Annotated in this window: 26 protein-coding genes; 9 read left to right on the top strand and 17 right to left on the bottom strand. The window is 37.8% G+C overall.

Annotation, left to right across the window (positions count from 1 at the left end):
• Nucleotides 1–92: 92 nt before the first annotated feature.
• Complete coding sequence (locus BP74_RS10075) at nt 93–1,145, bottom strand: TolB family protein (RefSeq protein ID WP_496373669.1); 1,053 nt, start codon at nt 1,143–1,145, stop codon at nt 93–95.
• Between the two features lie 110 nt (nt 1,146–1,255).
• On the opposite strand from BP74_RS10075, the gene BP74_RS10070 reads away from it, so the two are divergent.
• From BP74_RS10070 to BP74_RS10055, 4 genes are all read left to right on the top strand, one after another.
• Nucleotides 1,256–2,233 (top strand): tetratricopeptide repeat protein, encoded by a 978-nt coding sequence (locus BP74_RS10070; protein WP_496373667.1) that lies wholly within the window; start codon nt 1,256–1,258, stop codon nt 2,231–2,233.
• Between the two features lie 84 nt (nt 2,234–2,317).
• Nucleotides 2,318–2,968, top strand: a complete 651-nt coding sequence (rpe, locus tag BP74_RS10065) for a ribulose-phosphate 3-epimerase (RefSeq protein WP_496373665.1) — start codon at nt 2,318–2,320, stop codon at nt 2,966–2,968.
• A gap of 76 nt (nt 2,969–3,044) precedes the next feature.
• The gene (locus tag BP74_RS10060) at nt 3,045–3,791 is read left to right on the top strand and encodes a class I SAM-dependent methyltransferase (RefSeq protein WP_496373663.1); all 747 of its coding nucleotides are present in this window, start codon (nt 3,045–3,047) and stop codon (nt 3,789–3,791) included.
• Between the two features lie 46 nt (nt 3,792–3,837).
• Nucleotides 3,838–6,318 carry a TonB-dependent receptor gene (locus BP74_RS10055; protein WP_496373661.1) on the top strand — a complete coding sequence of 827 codons (2,481 nt, stop codon included), beginning with the start codon at nt 3,838–3,840 and terminating at the stop codon, nt 6,316–6,318.
• A gap of 25 nt (nt 6,319–6,343) precedes the next feature.
• Here BP74_RS10055 and BP74_RS10050 read toward each other — a convergent pair whose 3' ends face one another.
• The 9 genes from BP74_RS10050 to BP74_RS10010 all read right to left on the bottom strand — a co-directional run bounded on the left by BP74_RS10050 (nt 6,344) and on the right by BP74_RS10010 (nt 12,590).
• Nucleotides 6,344–6,841, bottom strand: coding sequence for a hemerythrin domain-containing protein (locus BP74_RS10050; RefSeq protein ID WP_496373659.1), 498 nt, complete (start codon nt 6,839–6,841; stop codon nt 6,344–6,346).
• Nucleotides 6,842–6,959: 118 nt separating this feature from the next.
• Nucleotides 6,960–7,418, bottom strand: a complete 459-nt coding sequence (locus BP74_RS10045) for a pyridoxamine 5'-phosphate oxidase family protein (protein ID WP_496373657.1) — start codon at nt 7,416–7,418, stop codon at nt 6,960–6,962.
• A gap of 18 nt (nt 7,419–7,436) precedes the next feature.
• Nucleotides 7,437–8,444, bottom strand: coding sequence for an MlaD family protein (locus BP74_RS10040; RefSeq protein ID WP_496373655.1), 1,008 nt, complete (start codon nt 8,442–8,444; stop codon nt 7,437–7,439).
• 3 nt (nt 8,445–8,447) lie between these two features.
• Complete coding sequence (locus BP74_RS10035; RefSeq protein WP_496373653.1) at nt 8,448–9,224, bottom strand: ABC transporter ATP-binding protein; 777 nt, start codon at nt 9,222–9,224, stop codon at nt 8,448–8,450.
• Between the two features lie 4 nt (nt 9,225–9,228).
• Nucleotides 9,229–9,999, bottom strand: coding sequence for an MlaE family ABC transporter permease (locus BP74_RS10030; protein ID WP_496373651.1), 771 nt, complete (start codon nt 9,997–9,999; stop codon nt 9,229–9,231).
• Between the two features lie 90 nt (nt 10,000–10,089).
• Nucleotides 10,090–10,497: a hypothetical protein gene (locus BP74_RS10025; RefSeq protein ID WP_496373649.1), complete on the bottom strand. Its 408-nt coding sequence runs from the start codon at nt 10,495–10,497 to the stop codon at nt 10,090–10,092.
• Nucleotides 10,494–10,661, bottom strand: coding sequence for a hypothetical protein (locus BP74_RS10020; RefSeq protein ID WP_496373647.1), 168 nt, complete (start codon nt 10,659–10,661; stop codon nt 10,494–10,496). Before BP74_RS10020 ends, BP74_RS10025 begins: the two co-directional genes overlap by 4 nt.
• Nucleotides 10,662–10,895: 234 nt before the next feature.
• Nucleotides 10,896–11,930: a metal-dependent hydrolase gene (locus BP74_RS10015; RefSeq protein WP_496373645.1), complete on the bottom strand. Its 1,035-nt coding sequence runs from the start codon at nt 11,928–11,930 to the stop codon at nt 10,896–10,898.
• A complete protein-coding gene (locus tag BP74_RS10010) occupies nt 11,931–12,590 on the bottom strand; it encodes a hypothetical protein (RefSeq protein ID WP_496373644.1) in 660 nt (219 codons plus the stop codon). It abuts the gene before it with no gap.
• 170 nt (nt 12,591–12,760) lie between these two features.
• On the opposite strand from BP74_RS10010, the gene BP74_RS10005 reads away from it, so the two are divergent.
• Nucleotides 12,761–15,271 (top strand): cation-translocating P-type ATPase, encoded by a 2,511-nt coding sequence (locus BP74_RS10005; RefSeq protein WP_496373642.1) that lies wholly within the window; start codon nt 12,761–12,763, stop codon nt 15,269–15,271.
• 20 nt (nt 15,272–15,291) lie between these two features.
• On the opposite strand, the gene BP74_RS10000 is transcribed toward BP74_RS10005, so the two are convergent.
• The 3 genes from BP74_RS10000 to BP74_RS09990 all read right to left on the bottom strand — a co-directional run bounded on the left by BP74_RS10000 (nt 15,292) and on the right by BP74_RS09990 (nt 17,685).
• Nucleotides 15,292–15,729, bottom strand: coding sequence for an Hsp20/alpha crystallin family protein (locus BP74_RS10000; RefSeq protein ID WP_496373640.1), 438 nt, complete (start codon nt 15,727–15,729; stop codon nt 15,292–15,294).
• 571 nt (nt 15,730–16,300) lie between these two features.
• The gene (locus BP74_RS09995; RefSeq protein ID WP_496373638.1) at nt 16,301–16,870 is read right to left on the bottom strand and encodes a DUF1003 domain-containing protein; all 570 of its coding nucleotides are present in this window, start codon (nt 16,868–16,870) and stop codon (nt 16,301–16,303) included.
• The gene (locus BP74_RS09990; protein ID WP_496373636.1) at nt 16,867–17,685 is read right to left on the bottom strand and encodes a hypothetical protein; all 819 of its coding nucleotides are present in this window, start codon (nt 17,683–17,685) and stop codon (nt 16,867–16,869) included. The genes BP74_RS09995 and BP74_RS09990 overlap by 4 nt, the downstream gene beginning before the upstream one ends.
• Before the next feature lie 202 nt (nt 17,686–17,887).
• Between BP74_RS09990 and BP74_RS09985 the strand changes: the two genes are divergently transcribed.
• Together BP74_RS09985 and BP74_RS09980 are read left to right on the top strand one after the other, a co-directional pair.
• Nucleotides 17,888–19,024 carry a baeRF3 domain-containing protein gene (locus tag BP74_RS09985; RefSeq protein ID WP_496373634.1) on the top strand — a complete coding sequence of 379 codons (1,137 nt, stop codon included), beginning with the start codon at nt 17,888–17,890 and terminating at the stop codon, nt 19,022–19,024.
• A gap of 177 nt (nt 19,025–19,201) precedes the next feature.
• Nucleotides 19,202–19,675 (top strand): pyridoxamine 5'-phosphate oxidase family protein, encoded by a 474-nt coding sequence (locus BP74_RS09980; protein WP_496373632.1) that lies wholly within the window; start codon nt 19,202–19,204, stop codon nt 19,673–19,675.
• Nucleotides 19,676–19,735: 60 nt separating this feature from the next.
• Here the strand turns inward: BP74_RS09980 and BP74_RS09975 are convergent, their stop codons facing one another.
• Nucleotides 19,736–20,557 carry a hypothetical protein gene (locus BP74_RS09975; RefSeq protein ID WP_496373630.1) on the bottom strand — a complete coding sequence of 274 codons (822 nt, stop codon included), beginning with the start codon at nt 20,555–20,557 and terminating at the stop codon, nt 19,736–19,738.
• A gap of 241 nt (nt 20,558–20,798) precedes the next feature.
• On the bottom strand, nt 20,799–21,314 hold the full coding sequence (locus BP74_RS09970; RefSeq protein ID WP_496373628.1) for a YciE/YciF ferroxidase family protein: 516 nt from the start codon (nt 21,312–21,314) through the stop codon (nt 20,799–20,801).
• A gap of 172 nt (nt 21,315–21,486) precedes the next feature.
• Between BP74_RS09970 and BP74_RS09965 the strand changes: the two genes are divergently transcribed.
• Both BP74_RS09965 and BP74_RS09960 read left to right on the top strand, forming a co-directional pair.
• Nucleotides 21,487–21,981: a YbhB/YbcL family Raf kinase inhibitor-like protein gene (locus BP74_RS09965; protein ID WP_496373626.1), complete on the top strand. Its 495-nt coding sequence runs from the start codon at nt 21,487–21,489 to the stop codon at nt 21,979–21,981.
• Between the two features lie 293 nt (nt 21,982–22,274).
• Nucleotides 22,275–23,333: a response regulator gene (locus BP74_RS09960; RefSeq protein ID WP_496373624.1), complete on the top strand. Its 1,059-nt coding sequence runs from the start codon at nt 22,275–22,277 to the stop codon at nt 23,331–23,333.
• Here the strand turns inward: BP74_RS09960 and BP74_RS09955 are convergent.
• Complete coding sequence (locus tag BP74_RS09955; protein WP_496373622.1) at nt 23,330–23,719, bottom strand: hypothetical protein; 390 nt, start codon at nt 23,717–23,719, stop codon at nt 23,330–23,332. The two genes, BP74_RS09960 and BP74_RS09955, sit on opposite strands and share 4 nt — an antisense overlap.
• Before the next feature lie 17 nt (nt 23,720–23,736).
• Complete coding sequence (locus BP74_RS09950; protein ID WP_496373620.1) at nt 23,737–24,858, bottom strand: M50 family metallopeptidase; 1,122 nt, start codon at nt 24,856–24,858, stop codon at nt 23,737–23,739.
• Between the last annotated feature and the right edge of the window lie 13 nt (nt 24,859–24,871).

Genomic DNA, 24,871 nt, shown 5'->3' with positions numbered 1-24,871 from the left:
AGAAACGGCAATCATCAACCGGAATACATAAATGGACTTTTTTAGGTCATGATTCTTTACCAGGCTGTATTTCGAGACTGTATGCAGCCCTGTTAATTAATCCAATCTGCAACAAATACGTTGGTATCCCTTGTTCCTCCATTATTCCTGTTACTTGAAAAAAGGATCTTTTTTCCGTCAGGACTGAACATGGGAAATGCATCAAACCCTTTATCCCTGCTAATTTTCTCCAATCCGGTTCCGTCCTGGTTAATGATATACATGTTAAACGGGAAACCTCTTTTGTATTCATGGTTGCTACAAAATATGATACGCCCATCCGGCAAAAAATTCGGCGCCCAATTGGCTTGACCCAAATTTGTTATTTGCTTCGCCCCGGTGCCATCGGCATTAGCTATAAAAACTTCCATCTGTGTAGGTGCCACCAGTCCTTCTGCCAACAAGTCCTTGTAGTCTTTGACTTCTGCAGGAGTAGAAGGGCGGCTGGCTCTCCAAATTATTTTTTTACTATCAGGACTAAACCACGCGCCACCATCATATCCCAGTGTATTGGTTATTTGTTTTACTTTCCCGGACTTCAATTCCATTAGGTACAGGTCAAGATCTCCATTCCGGACGGATGTGAATAACATTTTATTCCCATCAGGGGAAAGTGTGGCTTCTGCATCGTAACCCGGTGAATCTGTAAGTTTTTTAATGATCTTCCCTTTGGTATCTGCCATATAGATATCATAACCTGCATAAACCGGCCATATATATCGGTTGCCATATTTTGACCTGTCAACAACAGGGGGGCATTGATCACCCGCCTGCTGGGTAGAGGCATAAATAATATGCTTATTATCTTTTGTAAAGAAAGCACAGGTCGTCCTTCCCTTCCCAGAACTAACCATCCTGTAACTGAACTTCCCATCATTTTTAGGAAGAGTACCAATAAATATCTGGTCGCAGGGAATACCATCTTTCACAGAGGTTCTTTGAAAAACAAGATTTTTCCCATCATAGCTCCAATAGGCTTCAGCATTATCTCCTCCGAAAGTCAATTGCCGGATATTCTTAAAATGTTTTTCCTCTGGATAATGAAGGGTATCGGCTTGTGCCAGTAAGCAACAGGAATATAAAACCGCGCAAAATAGTAAAGACATCTTCATCATAACCAATTTATAAGTTGTTAAACTGTTTCAAAAATAGGAATTGAAGCCTCTAAAGTTGTCAGGGAATTATCATATGATGATTTCCTTATTTAGTTTTGGGTATGCGCAGTTTGTGTTCATTTGTAATGATACTAATACTATTTTCCTGTAACAGCAATGAATCAGGACGTGATAATGTTTTATATCAACCTCCCTATGCAAGTTTTACAGATAGTCTTTCCAGGGCGCCTGAACGCGCAGATCTGTATTACAAGCGAGGAGTATTACTTTACCAAAATGATCAATTAACTCTTGCAAAACAGGATTTTCAGAAGGCCTGGCAAATTTCGCCTCGTGAAGAATATGCCTTAAGCATGACAACTCTTTTAAAGAAAAGCTCTCCTGATTCTGCTATTTTATTTTTGGAAAATGCTAACAGGAAGATTCCGCAAAGCGTGGCCTTACAGGTTGGATTAGCAAGAGGGTATCAAAATAAAGGTGAGCTGGATAAAGCCCTGGATATTACAAACAGCATCATAAGCCGTTACCCTGGTCAATTAGATGCACTAAGCATTAAATCAGAGATTCTGGCCAGTAAGGATGATAAAAAAGGCTCACTGGCCAGCTTAGAAAAAGCTTATAGTATTGCACCTTCAGACCCATCCATCGCCTATGATCTTGCTTATGCCTATGCTGATGCAAAAGATCCAAAAGCAATTACACTCTCCGATTCATTGATCAAAGCCAATGCGGACGAAAGCGAAAAAGCCTGGTATATCAAAGGAGTCTATTATGCTAATACAGGAAATGGAGATAAGTCACTTGAGAGTTTTGATCATGCAATAAGACTCAATTACAATTTTTTAGATGCCTATAGGGACAAAGGTCAATTGCTAATGAATCGAAAAAGATACAAGGAAGCAATCCAAAACTATACGCTTGCGCTGAAGGTAGCCCCGGCATCAGCAGACTTTTATTTCCTTTTAGGAAAAACGCAACAGGCCATGGGGGATAATACGGAAGCAAAATTAAATTATCTAAGGGCTTATGGCCTGGATAAAACGCTTTCGGAGGCAAAAGATGCTGCAGAAAAATTATAGTATGCCGGCTTCAGATGGAGCCCGGTATTCAAAGAAAAGCTGACTCTATAAATTCCTTTATCTTGCGGCCGCAAATCTTATCTCATGCCAATTATTGCACCATCCTTATTATCCTCAAATTTTTTACGCTTAGAAGAAGATTGTAAAATGCTCAATGAAAGTGAAGCTGACTGGTTTCACCTTGATGTTATGGATGGGCGTTTTGTTCCCAATATCTCTTTTGGTTTCCCAATTATAGAACATATCCGCAAAGCAACTACAAAAGTTTGCGATGTTCATTTGATGATCCTGGAACCCGAACGCTATGCTGAAGCTTTTAAAGCTGCAGGTGCAGATCAGTTATCAGTACATATTGAAGCATGCGTTCACCTGCACAGAAATATCCAGCAGATCAAATCACTCGGCATGAAAGCGGGGGTAGCCATCAATCCCCACACACCCGTTTCATCCCTGCAGGATGTATTGGGTGATATTGACCTGGTTTGCATGATGAGTGTAAACCCGGGTTTTGGAGGGCAGAAATTTATTCCCCGTACTTTGGATAAGATAAGGGAGCTGCGCCGAATGATAGACGATAATAAACTAAATGTCATAATTGAAGTGGATGGTGGGGTAACTTTAGAAAATGCGGGAGATATTATTGATGCCGGGGCCCATGCCCTGGTGGCAGGAAATACGGTATTCCGCTCTGGTGATCCGCAAAAGACAATCAGCCAACTGAAACATATCAGGTAACGCTCTTGTTCTGAGTTTCAATGTCGCAAATGTTTCTTAATAACATTTTTGCCTGGCTAGTTTATAATTTTGTCATATGACCAAAGACCTGTTTTCAGAACATGCAGAGGCATATGCCAAATACCGTCCGGTATACCCATCCCAGCTTTTTGAATATATATTAGGGTTTGTCCGGGAACGTAAAGCAGCATGGGATTGCGCAACTGGGAATGGACAGGCGGCCTCTATATTAGCATTCTATTTTGAAAAAGTAACAGCATCTGATATAAGTACCGAACAATTAAATAATGCTATTCATAAACCCAATATAAAATATATTGTAGCACCAGCCGAACAAACAGATTTCCCAGACAACTCCTTTGACCTTATTACTGTTGCACAGGCCTATCATTGGCTGAACTGGGAGAATTTTTACCGTGAAGCTACCCGCGTGGGCAAGCCATCTGCTGTTGTAGCCGTCTGGACCTATAATTTAGTACGTTCGCAAGAAGAAGCACTCAACCGCATCATTGAACATTTTTACAGGGACATTACGGGACCTTACTGGGACAGTGCCAGGAAATATGTAGAAGAAGGATATCGGTCAGTGCCATTTGACTTTGCACCACTACCTTCTAAAACATTCACCATTGAATTAACTTATACCAAAGACCAGTTTTTGGGGTATTTGTCTACCTGGTCTGGCGCCAGGTCCTATTATAAGCAAACCGGCAAATCACCATTTCCTTTAATAACGGAAGATCTGAACAGGTTATGGCCAGGCAATGAAGCAAAGCCGTTTTATTTTCCTGTGGCTTTGAGAATGGGGCGAATCATAAAATAATATAGTTTCCTGGTTTATCTATTACTTTTATTCCAAATCTGCTTTTGTGAACCTCCGACATCCAATCCTTATTATAAGCCTGCTATTTGCTTCTGTATGTTTTGCACAAAAAAGAATGGCAAATGTTACAGGCAAAGTGCTTGATGATTCAGAACGGCCATTATCGCATGTTTCAGTAACAATTCTGGGTCGCCAACAGGGGGTAACCACAACAGATTCCGGAACTTTTACCTTAAAAGTTCCCGCAGAAAAAGCTTTTGCCCTCGTCTTCTCACACAGTGGCTTCAAGACTGCCCAACAAAATTTCTTGCTCAATGAGGAGGAAACAGAACATGTAACAATCAGGCTTGAACAGGGCACCGGAGTTTTGGAAGAAGTAGTAGTTAAAGACCAGAGAGAACGAACAGAGATCGGCCTCATTAAACCCAATCCCAAAACAATCATTAATATTCCATCTCCCATAATGGGTGTGGAAAGTATGCTAAAGATTTTCGTGGGTTCTAACAATGAGCTTACTTCACAATATAATGTGCGGGGTGGAAGCTTTGATGAGAACCTGATATATGTAAATGACTTCGAGATCTTTCGTCCTTACCTGGTACGAAATGGACAGCAGGAAGGCCTCAGTTTTATTAACCCAGAATTGGTTCGCAACATTAGCTTTTACAATGGAGGATTCCAGGCCAGGTATGGAGATAAAATGAGTTCTGTTCTCGACATCCAGTACAATAAGCCAAAAACTGCAGGAGGTTCTGCTTATATAAGCTTATTGGAACAAGGTTTCCATTTGGAAGGAATAGGTTCAAAAAATAGGCTTACCTACCTGTTGGGCGTAAGGAACCGCAGCAATCAAAACCTTTTAAAACGCCAGGAGACCCAAGGAAGCTATACGCCATCTTCAGCTGACCTGCAAGCATTGGTGAATTACCAAATCAATGAAAAATGGAGTACTGAATTATTGGGAAATATATCAAAAACAAATTTCAGTCTCATTCCTGAATTCAGCCAGTTAACCTCCAGTGTTTTCTCTCCTTTTTTCACAGCCAATGTTGGAGTGGATATTTATTTTGAAGGAAGGGAAAAAGATCAATACAGTACCGCAATGTTAGGTATATCTACCACTTACCAGCCCAATAAAAGATTAAAACTAAAATGGCTGTCCTCTCGTTTTGAAAATGATGAACAGGAAAATATAGATATAGCCGGAGCTTACCTTTTTGGTGACAGGGATTTTGATAAGACCAGCACTTCTTATGGAGTTATTGTTAACCCATTAGGAGCAGGCATCAACCAGAACTTTGCCCGCAACCGGCTTAACATTGTTGATTATAACCTGTCTCACAAAGGAAGCTATGAATGGAAAAAGCATTTTATTCAATGGGGATTAGGATATGATAAAACGAAAATTGAGGACAAGCTCCATGAATGGGAGTACCAGGATTCGGCAGGGTACTCACTCCCCTATCAACCTGATGTACTCAAATTGAACAAAGTATTGAATTCATCAGCCAACCTGGATATCAATAAGTTTAATGGTTATCTGCAGGATAATATTGCTTTTCATCAAAAAGGCAATACATATACTTTCAATGGAGGCGTAAGATTTAATTATAATGATCTTAATGGTCAACTACTGGTTTCCCCCAGGTTTGGAATATCATGGAAACCGGCCGGTAAAAAAGATATTGTTTTAAGGGCTGCAGGAGGTACCTACCACCAACCTCCATTTTACCGTGAATTACGACGTTATGATGGAACGATCAATACTCATTTGGAAGCCCAGAGAAGTAGCCAGTATGTGATTGGAACAGATTACAATTTTATCGGGCTTGGAAGACCACTTCGGCTTACCACAGAAGCGTATTTTAAATATATGACCCATGTGGTTCCTTATGACATTGATAATGTCCGTGTACGTTATTTTGGACAGAACATGGCAAAAGCCTATGCTGCCGGAATTGAAATGAGGCTTTTTGGAGAACTGGTTAAAGATGCAGAAAGCTGGGTTAGTATTGGATTGATGAAAACAAGAGAGAACCTGGAAAATGACTTCTTTACCAATTATACACTTGATTCAAATTTTAAACCTGTCGATAGTAGCAGGATGGAAGGTGGATGGTTACGCAGACCTACGGACCGTTTAATAACCTTTGGAATGTTTTTCCAGGATTATTTGGCAACAAACAAAAACTTTAAAGTTTATATCAATACCTTATATGGTTCTAATCTTCCCTACAATATTCCTGGAAGCATCAAATACCGTAATGCCTTACGCATTAATCCATATATCCGTGTAGACATTGGATTTAGTGCCTTATTGCTTGATTCAGAAAAATCTAACAGGAGAAGTCATTCTCCGTTCCGGAATTTTAATAATATATGGGCAAGCCTGGAGATCTTTAACCTAATCGATCGGCCCAATACAATTTCTTACCTTTTGATAAAGGATTTTCAAAATAATGTGTTTACCATGCCTAATCGCCTAACCCCAAGATTGGTAAACTTTAAGATCGTCGCAAGGTGGTAAGTACGTTACCGGAAAGAATGCCTGTTCAGTGTTTTCCTATTTCTTTATTAGACCAAAAATCCAAATCCCAATTTTTTGCAGGTGGTTTTTCTATAGAAAGCTTTTCATAGATCTTTTCCAGCTGTTCCAATGGAATGGTTCTCTCAGCATAAGGGAAAAACTCTCTTTCTTCAAAGCGAATATGATCAGACAGGGCATCAGCAATTTGGCTCAAATTTTCCTGATCCACAATATTCTCATTAATATGTATTAGGGCTTCGATCTCCTGGTGTTCATCTACCATCCTGAGCACCTGCGGATCATCTGTAGGTAAATATACTGCCAGCACTTGCTCTTCCTGCCTGAAATGATCCTGTAGGTGACCCGTCCAGAACCACTGAACAAAACGACCAATAGTATTAATATCTGTTCCGTTCTTTAATCCTTGTTTTATCTTCCATACAAACAATAAGCCTTCATGATGTTCCTTTGAAAGTGGAGTCAATTGCCTGCTCCGTTTAATAGGATTCGTTTCATTTGCCATGTCCAAAATTAAGCTTGTTCAAGACAATCAAACTATGACCGACAGGATCTCTTGAATAATCAAGGAATTCTTGCTTAAAACAATCTGTCAGAAAAACAATTAAGATTATAACAATCGCTCAGGCTTCGGGATTTTCAAACCTACCTGTCATTTTATCAATTATGATCTTGTATACAACAAACGGAACCGGCTCATCCCGGGGATGAAGCCGAATAGGAAATTGTTCGGGGGGCAAGGCAGTCTCACTCATTTTCATATAAAGCATTCTTTCAACAAAGGATTTCATAAGAGATTCCTTTTCCTTAGCATCAAGCACTTCTATATACTTACCCCAGGCGATAATAGATTTCCAGTTATTGTAAGAATGTATTTCATCAACCTCAAAGCAAACTTGCGGATTGGATCGCATTATATCGATTTTCATTCCAACCTTGGAATGCAGGATGATGTCTGTGCCGTCAAAAAAATAAGTAATAGGAACTACATAGATTACATTGCCATCGTTGCAACCAATCCGACCCAGTATATTGGAACTCAATACACTCCTCATCTCCTCTTCAGTTAATAATCCCATCATAGCCAATACATTTAAATATTAATTTGGTTTAAAGGAAGTTGAAGGGTCCGGAACATTCTTTTGTCTATCAAGTTTTTTAAAATATCCTTTGAATAAAAAACTTTTTTTAAGTGCATCCATTAACTGGTTAAAAGATTCAGTGCCCTTTTCAATATTATTTAAACTGCTATTCATTTTAAGTACCAATCCCTGGTCTTTCAATAGGGCATTTGCTGTTCCTTTACCGCTATTGATATCTTTGTCTATACTTATAACCAATGCATTTATGTGACCAGAAAGTGTGTCTGCCTGTATTCCAATATTTTTAATTTTTTCAACAGCTTCTTCAAGGTTTTGGGAAAAACTGCTATCCCTTAAAAGGCTACCCAATGATCCCTTTCCGGCTTTAATATCTGCTACCAGAAGATGAAGTTCACCAACAAGGCCATTAGCGCCATTTGTTGCATTACGTGCATTAATCAAAGAATTTCTTAAATTCTTTGGAAGGCTTTTATCATTCAAAATCTCCCAAAAAGCAGCGCTGGAATTAATGCGGTTAATGGTAGCTTTCAATCCGGATGCGATTATGGCTACGTCCTGGTTGGTTTGGTCAAGAACTGCCAGCATGGTTTCGGTATCTATAGATTTACCATTGGCCAAAACATCTCCTTCTTGTACAATTGCGGCAGCAGGCTTGACCGGGTTAATATTGATCAACTTATTACCCATAAGCCCGTCAGTACCAATATTAGCCTGTGCGTTTTTATGTATATACTTCTTCATTTTTGTTTTGATCAGCATTGCTACCTCCAGTGTTCCATCATCTAAAACAGATATGGTTTTTACTGTGCCTGCACTGATACCGGAAAACCGCACACTATTGCCTGGTAATAAACCATGCACATCCTCAAACTTTGCCTTAAGTATAAAGGTTGATCCAAAAAGGTTTTGATTTTTACCAATCATATATAACAAAAGGATCAGGAAGAACAAACCTGCCGAAACAAATACACCTAACTTGATATGGTTGATTACTTTCTTTGCCATTTGCTAATTAAAAAATTGCTTGATCATTTTGTCATCGGAACGTTGCAACTCCTCATAGCTGCCCTCTGCATAACAAATGCCATTAATGAGCACTACTACCCTGTCTGCAGTCAATTGCACGCATCGCATATCATGAGAAATGATCAATGATGATGTATTATATTTTTTTTGAAGCTTCACCATTAATTCACTTATTTCCCTGCTGGTTATAGGGTCAAGCCCTGTGGTTGGTTCATCATATAAGATGATCTCGGGCTTTAATATCAGGGTTCTTGCCAGAGCAATCCTTTTCCGCATGCCACCGGATAATTCAACAGGCATCATATTCACAGTATATTCCAATCCAACATTTTCCAATGCGTCCATCACCATCTGATCAACTTCATTCTGAGAGATCTTCATCCAATGCCTTCTTAATGGAAATTCCAGATTTTGCCTCACCGTCATGGAATCATACAAAGCATTACTCTGAAATAAAAAACCCACTTTTACCCTAATCTGGTCCAGCTCATCTTCATTCATTTCTGGTATGTTCTTTCCCAATACCCAGATCTGACCCTGGTCCGGATCCATCAAACCAATGATACATTTAATCAAAACAGATTTGCCTGATCCTGATTTGCCGAGTACTACAACATTTTCACCCTGTCCAAGGCTTAGATTAAAATCTGATAATACCATATTTGACCCAAAAGATTTTTTAAGATGTTCAATCCTGATAACAGATATGTGCGTATTGTTTTTAATGACAGGAATAGTATGAGGTGCCCTGGCTAACATGTCTTTAGTTTAAACCCAAAATATCTGTGATCTGCACAGCAATGAGATCTATAACAAATACCACGATAGAACCAACAACAACGGCTGTATTTGCCGAACGCCCAACTCCTTCAGTGCCCTTACTGGAAAAATAGCCTTTATAACAACCTATGATGCCAACGGCAAAACCAAAGAAAAAGGATTTAAAAAAGGCTGGCAGAACATCCCCAAATTCAAGCCTGTCAAAAACAAGGTTCCAGAATAAAGAAAAAGATGTAAAGCCACGAATATTCACACCGAGGTAGGATCCATAAAGTGATATAGCATCCGATAATAAAATAAGTACAGGAAGCATAACAGTTGCTGCCAGAACCCTTGTAACAACCAGGTATTTAAAAGGATTGGTACCAGAAACTTCCATTGCATCGATTTGCTCAGTCACCTTCATAGACCCAAGCTCCGCGCCAATGCTACTACCTATCTTACCCGCAAATATCAGCGCCGTTATAACAGGGCCAATCTCGCGAACTATGGCTACCCCAACCATGGCAGGTAACTGTGATTCAACTCCATATTCAATCAAAGAAGGGCGAAGCTGCATAGTGAGTACAAGCCCCATAATAAATCCTGTCAAACCAATAAGTGGCAAGGATTGATAGCCTATAACATAACACTGGCGAAAAAATTCGCTCCATTCATTTCTTGGTTTTATGCTTTGTTGGAAAAAACGACCGGCAAATTGAGAAATGGCGCCAGCTTCTCTAAAATATTCTCTCAAGGTTTCAGAGAATTTCATTTGATTATTTGACAATCAAATATTTGACATTTTACTCAATTTTTTAATGAAGCCTGTCAAGAGAAAGAATGATATTGATCACCATTAAGACTATAATAGAACCTCTCGTTCTATCCACAAATTATTATGATAATTTAAAACGCTTTTTTTGCCAATTTCGTTCTGCTCATCGAGCGACAACTCATCTGTACCGGCTGTTTCAATCCACTCATACCCATTTCGCCGATAAACCTGTGTAAATAACCCAAATTGCTCCTTCATTTGCTCCTCTACCTGGCCGGTTTTCATCCAGGAATGAAAATGAATAAAGTCTGGCGCATGTTTTTTCCGTTCAATTGCATAAATTTTACATCCAGGTGAATAACGATGTGCCTTCCTGGTAGTTTCACCCCAACTATGAGGCATATCAAAAAATTCAATCTTTAAATAAGGGTATGCCTGGCAGAAAGCCTTCTGTATATCTTTAATACAGGATATCTCGTTGATTTCGATGGTCATAGTACCCGGTTTTCCTGGATGAATAATCTATATAACTGGTCAAGCACAAAGACGATAATGTCCTTTATATATCTAAACCCAACAGCAATTAGTAAAACAGAGATCAACCATAAAGCTAATTGCCTGATATCCGTTGTAACAGTATAGGGAGCTGTGGTAAACATTGAATGGATTAAGGTATTGGCAAATTAACCAGACTCAATTCCATTTACAATGAGGGCTGTCAGTATTCATGATGATGGCAGTCAGCCATCCAATCTTGTCACCAAAATAAGCTCTCCAATCAAAAAATTATTCGAATTAAACAGGGCAGATCACAAACAACTACAGATATCATTCAGAAAGACTTAATCCAATAATAAGTATAAATCCGCTTTGATATAGTTCAAAACTGGAAATCATTCTCCCTTTATGCGGCTCCATAATGACCTCACAGTAGTGATGTTCCAATTGGCGAACCTTCCTCTTTGCACTACCAGCCTGTTATCTCTTGGATCATGTTGTAGAAAATAATGAAAAACAAAATGTTCATTTGGGTCGTACCAGCCTACAATCTGCCCAAAACGCAGATCATTGAATACAAGTGTGTCTTTCCATTTATCAATGGTATAAAACCCCTTGGAAAACCTGAGCAATTTTTGAACTTCTTCATGGTCTTTTAAAGGAAGCAATAAGGAATCATTTTTAGGGAAATAATGAAAGCTCATGTTTGCATTCTTATCAAAAACAGAACGGAAACCTATATAAAATCCATTTTTATTCCCTGCAACCACATACCATAGCCAATTATTCAGGGGCGTTGGTGTTGTTAAATATTTATCATAATGAATATGCTCATTGGCCAAAGCGGTTCTCGTTTCTGTATCTATAAGCAGTTTATTAAAAACACAATACAACAAATAAAAAGCAGGAATGGTTATACCCAGTTTCCACAAGAGGATCCTACGCCTGTCCTTTCTCTTAAGAATTAATAACACTACAAATGCTATTCCTGCACAAATAGAAAAAAAGGGATCAGCAACATAAATGGTATTGAAAGAAATCCGGGAATGGTTAAATGGTTCCCACAATCCCATTCCATAATTATTAAAAAGATCAAGAAATAAATGAACAATTATCTCTACCGCGAAAAAAAATACCCACATTCTGAAACCAACCTTATGCTGTCTATGAAAATGCTCAGCCAGCAAACCAAAAAAACAGACTGCAATCAAAGCAAAAAAAAGGGAGTGAGTAAATCCCCTGTGAACCAATAAATTCGAGGCAGGATCATTCCAAAATGCTGCAATGAAATCAATATCCGGAATACTTTGGGCCAAAGCACCAAGGAACATGGCTCTTTTACCCAGCTTTTTTTCAAGTATGGCTTCTCCTATACAGGCACCTAAAACGATATGTGTGAGGGAATCAATAAAACAAAAACAGTTTAACAACTACATGGATTTTACTCCAATGGTGGTTTGTTTAATTAATAAATTATTGCTTATCATATTCTTAATGATCAGTTTACCATATTCATGTGCCAGTGCCTCCCTTGAGGAAGGTTCAAAAGATTGTGTTTGGATGGAATAAATGAGCTTGTTCACGGTAAGATCATAAAGATTACTTTCCCAAAAATACTTAGCATAACTACTATAATATCCGGGAGTTTCAATTCTTTCATAAATAGTCCTGTAATAGCCCCAGAAACGGGTATGGTACGTGAAGTATGGTGTATACATAACTCTTCGGGGAACGTAATACCTTTCTTGCTGTTTATCCAGTAATACTATAGTAAGCACTGCATCAAAGCCGCTTGACCTGAGTTTTTCATTTGATTGTTCCTCAGTTAAATTTTCAAAAGCCTTAGGACCATATTCTTCCAAAGCAGAAAAAGCATTGTAGCCAAGTTCCTTAAGATCACCTACCAGGTGATTTTCCATATTCTGCTGAATACTCCGATCTGTTTCACGTATCAATCCAAGCACCATTAATTTATTAAATGTGCGGGCCGTTGTTCCGGGTGCCTTCCAGGAATTTGTTATTGCAGTGGTCGTTCCGCATGAAATAAACAACCATGCAGAAAACAAACTGAATAAAATAAACTTTTTCATAAAAGAACAAATTATCGAATACACCCATGCTTTTCAATGATAGCTATCAGTGATCTACAGAACGGTGATCATTATAAAAGTATAGCAGATAAATTTTAAAATCATTGGTTTATCTGACCAACATCACTTCCCAATAAAATGCTTTAGGCTACCTTAACCAAAATAATTTCTTGGACAAGGTTATTTACAATAATTCATTGACCGGATTAACGAAATCTGATATTCCCGAACTACAAAAGAAATATGGAAAGAATGCTATCCAATCAGAAAGATCCGGAGATTTTTTACGACTGACATGGGGAATTATTTCCGAACCCATGTTCATCATTTTATTGGTGGCCTGTGCCCTCTATTTTATTCTGGGAGAATCCAAAGAAGGATTCCTGATGCTCGCTGCAATGATATTTGTTTCGGCTATTTCTTTTTACCAGGAATCAAAAAGTTCTAAAGCACTGGCAGCCCTTAAGGAATTCACTGAACCAAAGGTCACTGTCATCCGTGATGGAAAAGAAACAGAGATTTTTTCCATTGATTTATTGCCAGGTGATGTAATGTATCTTTCTGAAGGTAATCGTATTCCTGCAGATGCAGTTATTATCCAGGCAAATGACTTCACTATCAATGAATCTATTATTACCGGAGAATCATTGCCAGTCAATAAATCATCAAATACGGGGGAAACCCAACTTTACCAGGGAACAACGATCAATTCAGGTTGGTGTTATGCACGTGTAACAGAAATTGGCAATGATACCACTTTGGGTACATTGGGCAGATCCATTATATCTATACAACCAACAAAAACTTTATTACAAAAGCAGGTAAGCACATTTGTTAAAAGAATGGCAGGTTTTAGCATGGTAGCTTTCCTGCTTATTTGGTTAATTAACTATAGCCAGACAAGAAACCTGGCAGAAAGCCTGTTGGTAGGTCTTGTTTTGGCCATGTCTGTTATCCCTGAAGAGATACCGGTTGCCTTTTCCTCATTTATGGCATTAGGGGCATTCCATATGGCTAAATTGGGAATTATTACCAGGCAGCCCGCCACTATAGAAAACCTGGGAGCGGTTAGTGTTATCTGTCTTGATAAAACGGGCACGATAACACAAAATAAAATGGCTGTAAAATTGATTTACGATTTCGAAAACGATGAAGTTCTTGATCTGCAAAAATCAAAAAATGCATTTATACCCGTTTTACACTATGCCAGGCTGGCTAGTGAAGAAATTCCGTTTGATGCCATGGAAAAGGCAATCATTGATGCCTATAATAAAAATACTGACCAGGATCCGATAGGCGCATTTTCCATGATACATGAATATCCACTCGATGGCTTTCCCCCGATGATGACCCATGTACATGGGCATTCTGAAGTCAAAATTGTTGCAGGAAAAGGTGCACCAGAAAGAGTGATAAAAGTGTGCAGGCTTGATCAGCAAAATATTATAAAAATCCGGAAAACAGTTATCGAAATGGCAAGCCAGGGATACCGGGTTTTAGCTATATGTTCTGCTTTTTTGACCAGCAAAGAATACCCGCAAGACCAGGATGATTTTAATTGGAAATTCGAAGGGCTCATGGCCCTATATGATCCTCCGAAGGTTTCAGTGGTTGCCGAGCTGGAAAAATGGTACAAGGCGGGAATAAAGATCAAACTCATTACAGGTGATTATGCTGAAACGGCTATAAATATTGCAGGACAGGTTGGCCTAAGAAATTTTGAACAACATACAACAGGCGAAGAAATTCAGAATTGCTCAGTGGCTGAATTAAAAGAAATATCTGAATCCACCAACCTTTTTTCAAGAATGTTCCCCGATGCTAAACTGAAAATTATAAATGCATTAAAATCCAATGGGGAAATTGTTGCTATGATGGGCGACGGCGTTAATGATGCACCGGCTTTGAAATCTTCACATGTCGGCATTGCAGTCGGGAGCAAGGGCTCTGATATTGCCAGGGAGGCATCGGATCTTATTCTTACTGATGACAACCTTGATAAAATAACAGAAGCCATTTACCAGGGGAGAAAGACCTTCAATAATCTGAAGAAGGCCGTTAGGTATATAATTTCTATTCATACCCCAATAATTTTAACTGCTTCCCTCCCGGTAATCTTAGGATGGAAATTCCCAAACATATTTACACCAATACATGTAATATTTCTTGAGATCATTATGGGCCCTACATGCTCTATTTTTTATGAAAGGGAACCAGCTGAAAAAGATATAATGAGTATACCTCCCCGGGAAAGATCGCAAACTATGTTTACCTGGAATGAATTGCTAACAAGCTTGCTACAGGGATTGATCATTGCTATCGGGGTACTTTCCGTTTACTATTTTTATATGAACCAGGGATACGAAATAAATTATGTCAGGACGATGGTATTTGTAACACTGATCCTAAGCAATGTATTTCTCACTTTTGTCAATCGTTCATTCAGAGAAACTTTAAACAGAACGATAAAATATAAAAATAATCTTGCTCCCTGGATACTTATCATATCAGCAACATTTCTTTGGAGCATATTATATCTACCTTTTTTGAAGAATGCTTTTTATCTGAGTAATATTTCGATAGGTCATTTCTTAACCGCTACAACTGTCAGCATAATTACTATAGCCTGGTTTGAAGTTTATAAATTCATCAAATTCAAAAGCTATATTCAAAAAAGATGAATAAATAAAACGGTAACAGGTCAATACACCACGATTCTGCCCTTCCTGTTACTGAACCCACCTTTAAGTTTGGGAAAATATATTTTTAGAAGCCCGTCTTCGTAAACAGTTTTAATGAAATCGGTATCGATGTCTTCAGGTAAAGGAATTCTACCCATTAAGGAATTAAAATTGTAGTTTTTCACTTCATAAAATACCGCCTGCGGATCTACAGGTTGCATGACAAAAATAATCAGGTCATGCTCATTAATAAAAATAGCAAAATCCTCTCTCTTTAACCCGGGCATTACCATTTCCACCTTTATATGATCAGGAAATTCAAAAGTATTGATCAAAGGAGATGTGCCCTTATTTAGTCCTTTGTTTGCTAGAAGATCCTGTATATTATACGGTTGGGGATTATATTGACCCGGGTATAATGTTGTGGGATCATTGTCCATGGTGTAATAGCTATTCATAAACAATATATTTCCTTTAATAAATGACTAATTAAAAGCGGGTAGTTTAAAACATTGTTTTGATAGCACGGAAATGGCAGAAACTCACCAGGTATTCACCTGATCATAGCTAAGCTAAACATATAAAAAACCACAAACCATGATAGAAATCATTACATGACACAAATCATTATTAAAAAATCACTACGGTTTTCATTCTTGCTTCTCCAACCTATATTTAAAATTTCCGTTACATCTGGTCACATCTCAAAGCCACCTCGCTTTCAAGCCAGGTTCAATCCCATCCAAATCTTACTTTCTCCCGGGCTTCCCCTGCCTTACATATATGCATGAGCCGCCTTTGAACCGCCTCTTTAAAGAGGCGGTTCAAAGGCGGCTCAAAGGCGGCTCATACACGGCTCATAGGCGGCTCATATTAGTCGCAACCCCGCAGCAGGAACATGGAAAACGAAACTTTCCCCCATTTAACCCAGCGAATTGGATTTTAAAAGATAAATGGTTGATTTAAAGGTTCTTACCTAATAGATTTAACCCTGGTTGCAGTAATAGTAAAATTTGGTTTTGAATTATATCAAATGGAATTACCAGTCTTCAAACCTGCCTTTATCTCCTCCATTAATCCCATCTGTACGTTTTGGATTTCAAACATTGTTTTCATTTGTTCGGCAATCAGGAGATCCAGTTTCTGGTGCAGGTTACGTACTTCAATTTCCGCCTTTAAATTAACCAGGTAATCATTTATGGCCCTTTCCCTGTCTTTTTCCTCTTTGCGGTTATGGCTCATCATTATTATAGGTGCCTGTAATGCAGCAATAGTTGATAGTATGAGATTTAACAAGATGAATGGGTAGGGATCAAAAGGTGTACTTATCAAATAAAGATTGAGAATGATCCAAAACAGCATCAATAATAAAAAGAATACAATAAAGACCCAACTCCCGCCAAAGGAGGCAATTTTATCTGCAAGCCTTTTATCAAAACCCAGGTTTTTATCTTCAAAATCATAAAGCTTTTGAGAAATCAGTTTTTCCTCTTCGATAGATTGGATAACAATTTCATTAAGCTTCTGCAATTGTTGATTTTCAGTATCTAAAAGTGCCTGCAAATCTTTGTTGCTTTTATATTTTGAATTTTCTGTCATTTATGTGCTATAAATACAGGCAACTTAAGTGTTTGAATAACATCTGATGCAAAGCTTTTATGGAACATTTGGGATAATGCCGACCGGCCGAAAGCTCCAAATACCACCATAGCTCCCTTTTTTTCATTTACCCAGTTATCAAAATATTTCTTTGAATTCACTTTAAGTTTATAAAACTCATTATTTGTATAATGCTGACTTACTAATTCCTCCATGTTTTCCTTGTCTGGCATAGGATCATCACCTGGATTTGAATATACAAGCAGAGAAGGTTCAGAAGTCAGTTCAGGAAACAGGTAAGAAAATTGTTTGACAGCATATACTGATGATTCCGTTCCGTCGTAAGTCAATATAGTACTTTGGGGAAAATCATAATGTTCCGGCACAATCAATATTGGGCACTCTGCCATTTTCAATGTTTCCCTCATATAATCATTCATTTCGATACCCATATTATTATAAAACATTTCTCCTCCCAATAATAAGAGATCTGAAAAACGAGTCTCTTTTCTAAGCTCTGCCATAGCAAATCCATAAAAGTTTTTATGGATTCGATATTTCATATTATTTACTTTACACAATTCCTCAAAATGTGAGATATTCTTTTCGATCGAAGAAGTGTCCTCATCCTCCAGCAATGGAATAACCATTCCTCCAGCAACACCAACTGAATAACTCCATAAATTAGCATAGTCTACCTGCGGCATAAATGCTGCAGTTACCAAAACAGGTTGCATCTCATTCAACTGCCGGGCAAATTCAAATGCACCTTCTGAAAAATTGGTACCATCAAAAGCAAGCAAGATCTTTTTCATAACGCTTGATTATAAATACAAACTATAACTAAAATATACCCGGAACAATGACGGAATAACACCAAATCAACTGATTATAATCAGTCCAGCTTTCCATTTTACAATGAACATTTCACTGACAGCTATTACAATTCGCTGTGATAGCCGTCATTGATACAAAATTTCCATCATGATATGTTTGTAATGGAGCTAAAAATATTTTATGTATATCACATCCTCCAGGCTTACCCATGAAGAAATGGATATGCTGCAGACAAACGAAACAGATATATGTATATCGATCAGAGTGCCTGCACATAATCACTGGATAAAAGGACCTGAGTCAGGCAACCTGGACCGTTTTGTACAAAAAGCAATTGAACAATTAAACCAGATGTATCCAAATGAAAAGAATGAATTGGAAACTAAGCTGCTTGATCTATATAAAAGCCTGAAATTGGAACAGTTTCCTTTAGGGCTTGGTTTGTATGTAAGTAAGGGAATTCAATATGTTGTTCAATTTCCTTTTCCCATAGATGAAAAGATTGTCATTTCAGATCATTTTGATTTAAGAGACCTATTATTCAAGATTAATTACTCAAACTCTTACTATGTTCTTTTAATTGATGAAAAACAAGCGTCACTATATACGGGGCAATTTAATGTACTACACAAGATCCAGGATTCTAATTTTCCATTAATCTATACAGATGATTTTGAATACCAGGTTCCATCAAGATCGAGCTCATATAGCAGCAGGTCAAATATCAGCAGCTTTGAAAAAGACAAAAGCACACTAAAAAAGAGTCGCTACTTATCATTCCTTAAGCATGTTGATGAATTAATGGATATGTATATTACTAAAAAAGACGCACAGCTTATTATTTGTGGTGTGAAAAGCGCTACAGCTTCATTTTTAAATCACTCAAAACATGATGACAAGATAGCAGGAGTTATTCACGGGAACTACAGTCATTTAAGTGAATCGGAACTAATTGAAATGGTATTGCCCATTCTCAAGGCAGACCAGGAGGAAAAAATGCTGGATGAAATCTCTGAACTCCAGGAAAAAATTGGGGAAGGTCTGGCAGAAGTAGGGTTGTTTGATGTCTGGGCAGCAGTTACAGAAGGCCGTGGTAATGTTTTACTGGTGGAAAAAGATTACGAAACCAGGGTGTACCAGGATAAATATTTTCCACTGGAAATACAAGTAACGGCACCTAAGCGATTGCATTGCATAGTAGAAAACCCGGTTGATAAACTCATAGAAATGCACCTGAAGAAAAACGGGAAAATGCTATTGGTAAATAATGGCATGTTAAAAAATTACAAACAAATTGCGCTTATAACCCGGTATTAAATGACCGCCTTAAAAATAAACAAAGGCGATTAAGTTTTTGTTTCGATACCAATAAAACTTATGTATACATGCAAAAATTTAGCTTGAATTAAATCACCTTAAAACGTATCAATAGAAGGAAAGTAACATTCGAAATTACTCAATTAGTATAACTATAAAACTCTAATAATAACTCACATGTTTGGAAAATTAACGGAAGAACAAATTGAAGAAGTGCTACAGACGCAGATAGTCGGCCATTTAGCCTGCCATGCTGATGATCAAACCTATATTATTCCTATTAGTTATGCTTATGACAACAATACACTATATGTTCATTCAGAAGAGGGGATGAAAATCAAGATGATGAGGAAAAATCCTAAGGTATGCATCCAGGTAGATAATCGCCGGGACATGGCCAATTGGAGAAGTGTTATAGCATGGGGAGAATTTTCGGAATTAACTGATATAGATGAAAGAAAAAGCGCGCTGCAGATATTGGTCAACAGGCAATTACCCTTGCAATCAAGCTCCACTACTCATCTTGGAAGCAACTGGCCTTTCTCTTCAAATGATCTTGCAGGCATACCCGGTGTTGTATTTAAAATTACACTGGATAAAAAAACAGGAAGGTTTGAAGAAAGCAAAGCTTCACCTCAATTTTCAGGTTAAATAAGATTCTATTTATTTGATCAGTTCAAACTTATCCTGTGGGAATCATTTCAGGATTTATTATAAGTGCGCAATAAATACAGGCATATTTCTTTCTGCAATGATCCCTTCGGCAAAACTCCTTCTTAAAAACTGCGAAATAGCCGAACGACCAAATGATCCGCTAATTAATACAGCACTTTTATTTGCCATCAACCATTTTGAAAAATCCTTTTTAGGATTTATATCCAGTTTTAATAGTTCAAGGTTAGTAAAATGTTGAGTAGCCAGTTCCTCAATATATGTTTCATCCGGCAAACGATCCTGCGTATCATTTTTGGAAAAAACCAATACTGTTTTATTACCGCAAAGTTCAGGGAATAGATAAGCAAACTGCTTAATAGCAAAAACACAATCCCTGCTTCCATCATATGCCAGGATATTGCATTCCGGAAATTCAAATTTATCAGGAACTACCATAACCGGGCATTCTGCCTCATGTAAAGCTTCCTTTAGGTAATCGAGGGGATTTATTCCAACCTGGTTTTGATAAAAAGCGTCGCTACCAATGATCAGCAGATCGGCAAACCGGGTTTCTTTTTTGAGTTCGGGGATTGCAAATTTCCCCTGGTCATTATGTATCCGAAATGTTATTCCATTCCTTATACACAAGTCTTCAAAACGGGAAACGGAATTTTCCACGACATCGGGACCTTCTTCAGCTAAAGGTATGTATGCAGGACCTGCCATACCAGCGGTATAACTCCACAAATTTGTATAGCTTGCCTCTGTCATAAATACACCTGTGAGAAGCACAGGTTGCAATTCATTAATTCTCCTTGCAAATTCAAATCCCGAAGGAGAAAAATGTGGTCCGTTGAAAGCTATGATAATCTTTTTCATTGATAACAATTTAATTTGAAATGCAGGATCTAAACTATTACATGCAGGTAATAATTTTTATGACCACCGTGGGTAAATACACTGACAAAGGTTATGAAACAAAAGAGGCAGAATAGAAATTCCGCCCCTTGTAAGATCCAGATATTAATTGAAAAACCTCTGTAAAGATCATTGAGGCTTGCCTAGTTTTCAATGACGGCAATTGACATGTTCTATGATGGCTATCAGTAATAATAAAAGCTCAGTCAATAATGGGCGATTTTGCATGTGGATTTATTTCCTGTTCTGCCAAAAAACTCAACCGGGAATCTATATCCTTTTCATCTTTTTCATTGGTATAAAATTCACTCGCAGAAATATCAAGATCAAGTGTTGCAGCAAATGCGGCAATAGTACCATAAACACAAATCTTATAATGATTGATCTCCTGTATACTTGACAGCAAAAGAGCATCAGTAATTTCAGCATCCCTGCAATCATTCAATTTTTCATTAACATCATCAATAAAAGCCTTTGCCATATTATTCTGAACCTGGAAATCCATTAATTTCTTTCGTTCAAAGAATTTCCTAATCCCTTCCACATGGTATTTTAAATAAACAAGATAGTGGTCAAGAACTACTTTCAGGCGTGGAGATTTTATTTTCTCTATCCAATCGGGGAGTGTTACTATAAGCAGATCCTCGCAATGAAGGATCTTTCGTGTATCATATATTAACAAATCATGTAATGTACATATAGTTGCAATCTTTTTCATAAAGGACCTTTGTTTAAACTTAATAATGTTAATGCTTGCATCCAATGACTGGCATCACTATTTTATTTGATGGCGCTCATTGTATGGCCCTTTTTAAATGGCTTGCTTTGGAATAATTACAAAGTGATTTCAGTATACCCATAGTGCATCAATCATTTAAAATAATACAGCTATGTCAAACTTATCCAGGCAATTTGAGCCCTCAAAAGCAGTTGACTATAAAGTATTAAAAGTTAGTAGCCCATCCTTTGACGCAGACAGGATGATACCGATAGAATATACCTGTGATGGGAGAAATACAAACCCACCACTTAATATAGAGTCAATTCCACAGGAAGCTAAAAGCCTTGCCATAATCATGGACGACCCTGATGCCAGGTACCATCCATTTGTTCATTGGGTAATTTGGAATATTCCGGTAACACATCATATTCACGAAGGCTTTAATCATGGCATCAATGGAATCAATGACTTTGGAAGGACCCGCTATGAAGGTCCCTGTCCTCCAAACGCCATACACAGGTACTATATTAAAGTATATGCTCTAAATGGCATACTGAACCTCCCTCCCGGTAGTACTAAAAAACAACTTGAGAAAGCAATGTCGGACCAAATAATTGCATTTGGTGAACTGACCGGATTGTATAAAAGAAAAAATGCCCAGTAAAGATTTCCAGGAATAAATAGTCCATGTCTTCATTTTTCAAAATCATCTTCTAAATAATCCTTATTTCACAAGATGATCCTTGCTATAAAAGGATCTGGCAGTCTTTATTTGACCTTTACAAATAGCTTAATTTTGAGTGAGTAAAGTCAAATTTATAATTGATGTTTATCAGCTCAGGGATTGCCAAAATAGCTCACCTTGCAGTGAACGGGAATACCAACCTTATAAAACGGGATTAGTCAATAATTTAATTTAAAGTCCTTTTCCTTTACCGTTACTAACACCTGATTATTATGAAAAAGATCCTGGTTGTTGAGGATAATATTGACATCCGTGATAATACGGCTGAGATTCTGGAAATGGCAAATTACAGGGTATATACAGCAGAGAATGGATTGAAAGGTGTTGAATCTGCCATAGCTAATAAACCAGACCTGATTGTCTGTGATATCATGATGCCTGAACTGGATGGATATGGTGTATTACATGTAATCCAGCACAATCCGGAATTAAAAAGCACACCTTTTATATTTTTATCAGCCAAAACAGAGCCTGCTGAAGTCCGGAAAGGGATGGGACTCGGTGCTGATGATTATATTCCAAAACCTTTTACAGCTACTGATCTGCTGAATGCCATTGAAAGCAGACTTAAAAAGGTAGAAGTATTAAAATCAACCATATCATCAGATATACATGGGTATAACCACCTGTTAGGTCTTACATCCGGCAAAGAAGCTTTGCAGCAATTTATTGATGGTCGCAACACGAATAAATACAAAAAGAAACAGATAATTTTTTCTGAAGGAAACAGGCCTACCCGGCTTTATTATATTCAAAAAGGTAAGGTTAAGATCATTAAATCAAATGATGAAGGCAAAGAGCTTGTTGTTAATTTATTTAATGAAGGGGACTTTTTTGGATACACTGCTTTACTGGAAGGAACTTCCTACAAGGCCTCAGCTGTTGCCATTGAAGAATGTGAAATAGCCGAAATTCCCAAAGAGGAATTTGAAGAACTAATGAATACCAATCCCGAGGTAACGCATAAATTTATCCAACTCCTTGCGAAAAATATTACAGAAAAGGAAAAACAACTGCTCAACCTGGCATATAACTCCTTGAGAAAAAAAGTGGCAGATGCATTGATCACGCTAATGGAAAAATATGGGCGAAAAGTAAATGATCATTATATGATAGATATTAGCCGTGAAAACCTTGCAACTATTGCAGGAACTGCCACGGAATCCCTGATTCGTACATTAAGTGATTTTAAAAATGAAAAGTTATTGGAGATACTGGAGGGTCATATTATAATACTCAATGAAAATAAGCTGCGGAAGATGATCAACTAATTATAATATCCAACTACGCTTTCCGCCAGGAAGTCATTAAATTCCCTTTTCAATTTCAGCAACACTTCCTCTGCTTTTACTATATCATTTTTTAATCGTTGCTGGTTCCTGATCGCGCATTCCAGCATTTGAATATCACTGTTATTTTGGATAAGGATTTTTTTATGTTGCTGGATCTCATCCATTAACCACTCGATCGTTTCATCACTCATCAGGAAACATCCCTGGAAATATTCTGAACGCTCTAATAATTCTTCACTAACCGAATCACTTAATATTTCTGACAACCGGTTGCGGCAATAAATATTTTCTTCTTTGTAAAAGAATAATAATCTTTTCCACGATTCACTTTCATAAATAAATTGTCTTATAAAAGTTGCAGGCATACGAATAAAATTTGAATTCAAACTATTTCAGCAAGGGATTTAGCTTTTTGATATTCCCTGGTCTTTGATTTTAGTAAAATGAGATGCTCAATAATATTCTGAAAGCTTATTACCCCAATAAATTGATCTCCTTCCATTACGGGGTACACCTTTCCTTCATGACCTGAAAGTTCATCTAATACCTCTGATATGGGTTTAGCAGCGTCAAAAGCAAGGGTGTTTTCTTTCATCACGTCGCTTACTACATTTGTGTATTTCATTTCTGCAACAGCCTTGACGATTTCCAATCTATTGACAATACCAACTGGCAAACTGCCATCCATAACAATAAAATAGCGGCTATGATTCTGCGCCAACAGATTAGCTGCTTCGTTGACAGTCATGGTTGCGTCCATATGATTATAATCGTACATAATAACATCCCTGGCAACAATTCCTTGTACAAGTTGACTGATATTGAAATATGATGCCTCATCTGATGCAAAGGCAAGAATAAAAAGTCCCAGTAGTGATACAAGAAAATTGTAACTCAACAAACCGGATAGTATAAGCAGAAAAGCAATAATTCTACCCGTATGGCCAACAATGGCAGTAGCCCTGATATAATTGAATCTTAATCCAAACAAGGCCCTTAAAATCCTACCACCATCCAATGGAAAGGCGGGGATAAGGTTAATAATTGCTATAGCCAGGTTTACCACTCCAAGGCTATAGATAAAGTTGGATGAATCAATAATTCCACTGTAGGATCTTAGTTCATTTATAGAAAATGTCAAACCGGAAAACAAAATAAGTATTGAGCCCAATAAGGCACTCGTAAAAGGACCCGCCAAACTTATAGACAATTCCTGGCCTGGGTTTCCAGGTAACTTATCTATACTTGCTATACCTCCTACAGGATACAACTTGATCCATTTGGCGTCAATTCCATATTGTGCCGCAACCAGTGCGTGACCAACTTCATGTAGTAACAGGCTTGTTAAGATGGCAGCTAAAAAAAGCAGCGTCCAAAGTATTAGATCGGGGTGAATGCCAGAATATATATTCACGATAACAGCCCACCCTATTAAAAACAAAAAGGTAAAGTGAACAAGAATAGTCACTCCTTTAATTTCGAATAATTTGATGGAGCCTTTCATAAAATAGGCTTTA

It is taken from the genome of Flavisolibacter ginsengiterrae DSM 18136 (genome assembly GCF_059568575.1).
Note: the sequence above shows the minus strand (reverse complement) of the source record. Positions and strands in the feature narration are given on the sequence as shown.

Excerpts from the sequence above, each read along its gene's own strand:
- BP74_RS10075 (WP_496373669.1), bottom strand. The coding sequence starts at position 1,145 with ATGTCTTTACTATTTTGCGCGGTTTTATATTCCTGTTGCTTACTGGCA.
- BP74_RS10070 (WP_496373667.1), top strand. The coding sequence starts at position 1,256 with ATGCGCAGTTTGTGTTCATTTGTAATGATACTAATACTATTTTCCTGT.
- rpe (WP_496373665.1), top strand. The coding sequence starts at position 2,318 with ATGCCAATTATTGCACCATCCTTATTATCCTCAAATTTTTTACGCTTA.
- BP74_RS10060 (WP_496373663.1), top strand. The coding sequence starts at position 3,045 with ATGACCAAAGACCTGTTTTCAGAACATGCAGAGGCATATGCCAAATAC.
- BP74_RS10050 (WP_496373659.1), bottom strand. The coding sequence starts at position 6,841 with ATGGCAAATGAAACGAATCCTATTAAACGGAGCAGGCAATTGACTCCA.
- BP74_RS10045 (WP_496373657.1), bottom strand. The coding sequence starts at position 7,418 with ATGATGGGATTATTAACTGAAGAGGAGATGAGGAGTGTATTGAGTTCC.
- BP74_RS10040 (WP_496373655.1), bottom strand. The coding sequence starts at position 8,444 with ATGGCAAAGAAAGTAATCAACCATATCAAGTTAGGTGTATTTGTTTCG.
- BP74_RS10035 (WP_496373653.1), bottom strand. The coding sequence starts at position 9,224 with ATGTTAGCCAGGGCACCTCATACTATTCCTGTCATTAAAAACAATACG.
- BP74_RS10030 (WP_496373651.1), bottom strand. The coding sequence starts at position 9,999 with ATGAAATTCTCTGAAACCTTGAGAGAATATTTTAGAGAAGCTGGCGCC.
- BP74_RS10025 (WP_496373649.1), bottom strand. The coding sequence starts at position 10,497 with ATGACCATCGAAATCAACGAGATATCCTGTATTAAAGATATACAGAAG.
- BP74_RS10020 (WP_496373647.1), bottom strand. The coding sequence starts at position 10,661 with ATGTTTACCACAGCTCCCTATACTGTTACAACGGATATCAGGCAATTA.
- BP74_RS10010 (WP_496373644.1), bottom strand. The coding sequence starts at position 12,590 with ATGAAAAAGTTTATTTTATTCAGTTTGTTTTCTGCATGGTTGTTTATT.
- BP74_RS10000 (WP_496373640.1), bottom strand. The coding sequence starts at position 15,729 with ATGAATAGCTATTACACCATGGACAATGATCCCACAACATTATACCCG.
- BP74_RS09995 (WP_496373638.1), bottom strand. The coding sequence starts at position 16,870 with ATGACAGAAAATTCAAAATATAAAAGCAACAAAGATTTGCAGGCACTT.
- BP74_RS09990 (WP_496373636.1), bottom strand. The coding sequence starts at position 17,685 with ATGAAAAAGATCTTGCTTGCTTTTGATGGTACCAATTTTTCAGAAGGT.
- BP74_RS09985 (WP_496373634.1), top strand. The coding sequence starts at position 17,888 with ATGTATATCACATCCTCCAGGCTTACCCATGAAGAAATGGATATGCTG.
- BP74_RS09980 (WP_496373632.1), top strand. The coding sequence starts at position 19,202 with ATGTTTGGAAAATTAACGGAAGAACAAATTGAAGAAGTGCTACAGACG.
- BP74_RS09975 (WP_496373630.1), bottom strand. The coding sequence starts at position 20,557 with ATGAAAAAGATTATCATAGCTTTCAACGGACCACATTTTTCTCCTTCG.
- BP74_RS09970 (WP_496373628.1), bottom strand. The coding sequence starts at position 21,314 with ATGAAAAAGATTGCAACTATATGTACATTACATGATTTGTTAATATAT.
- BP74_RS09965 (WP_496373626.1), top strand. The coding sequence starts at position 21,487 with ATGTCAAACTTATCCAGGCAATTTGAGCCCTCAAAAGCAGTTGACTAT.
- BP74_RS09960 (WP_496373624.1), top strand. The coding sequence starts at position 22,275 with ATGAAAAAGATCCTGGTTGTTGAGGATAATATTGACATCCGTGATAAT.
- BP74_RS09955 (WP_496373622.1), bottom strand. The coding sequence starts at position 23,719 with ATGCCTGCAACTTTTATAAGACAATTTATTTATGAAAGTGAATCGTGG.
- BP74_RS09950 (WP_496373620.1), bottom strand. The coding sequence starts at position 24,858 with ATGAAAGGCTCCATCAAATTATTCGAAATTAAAGGAGTGACTATTCTT.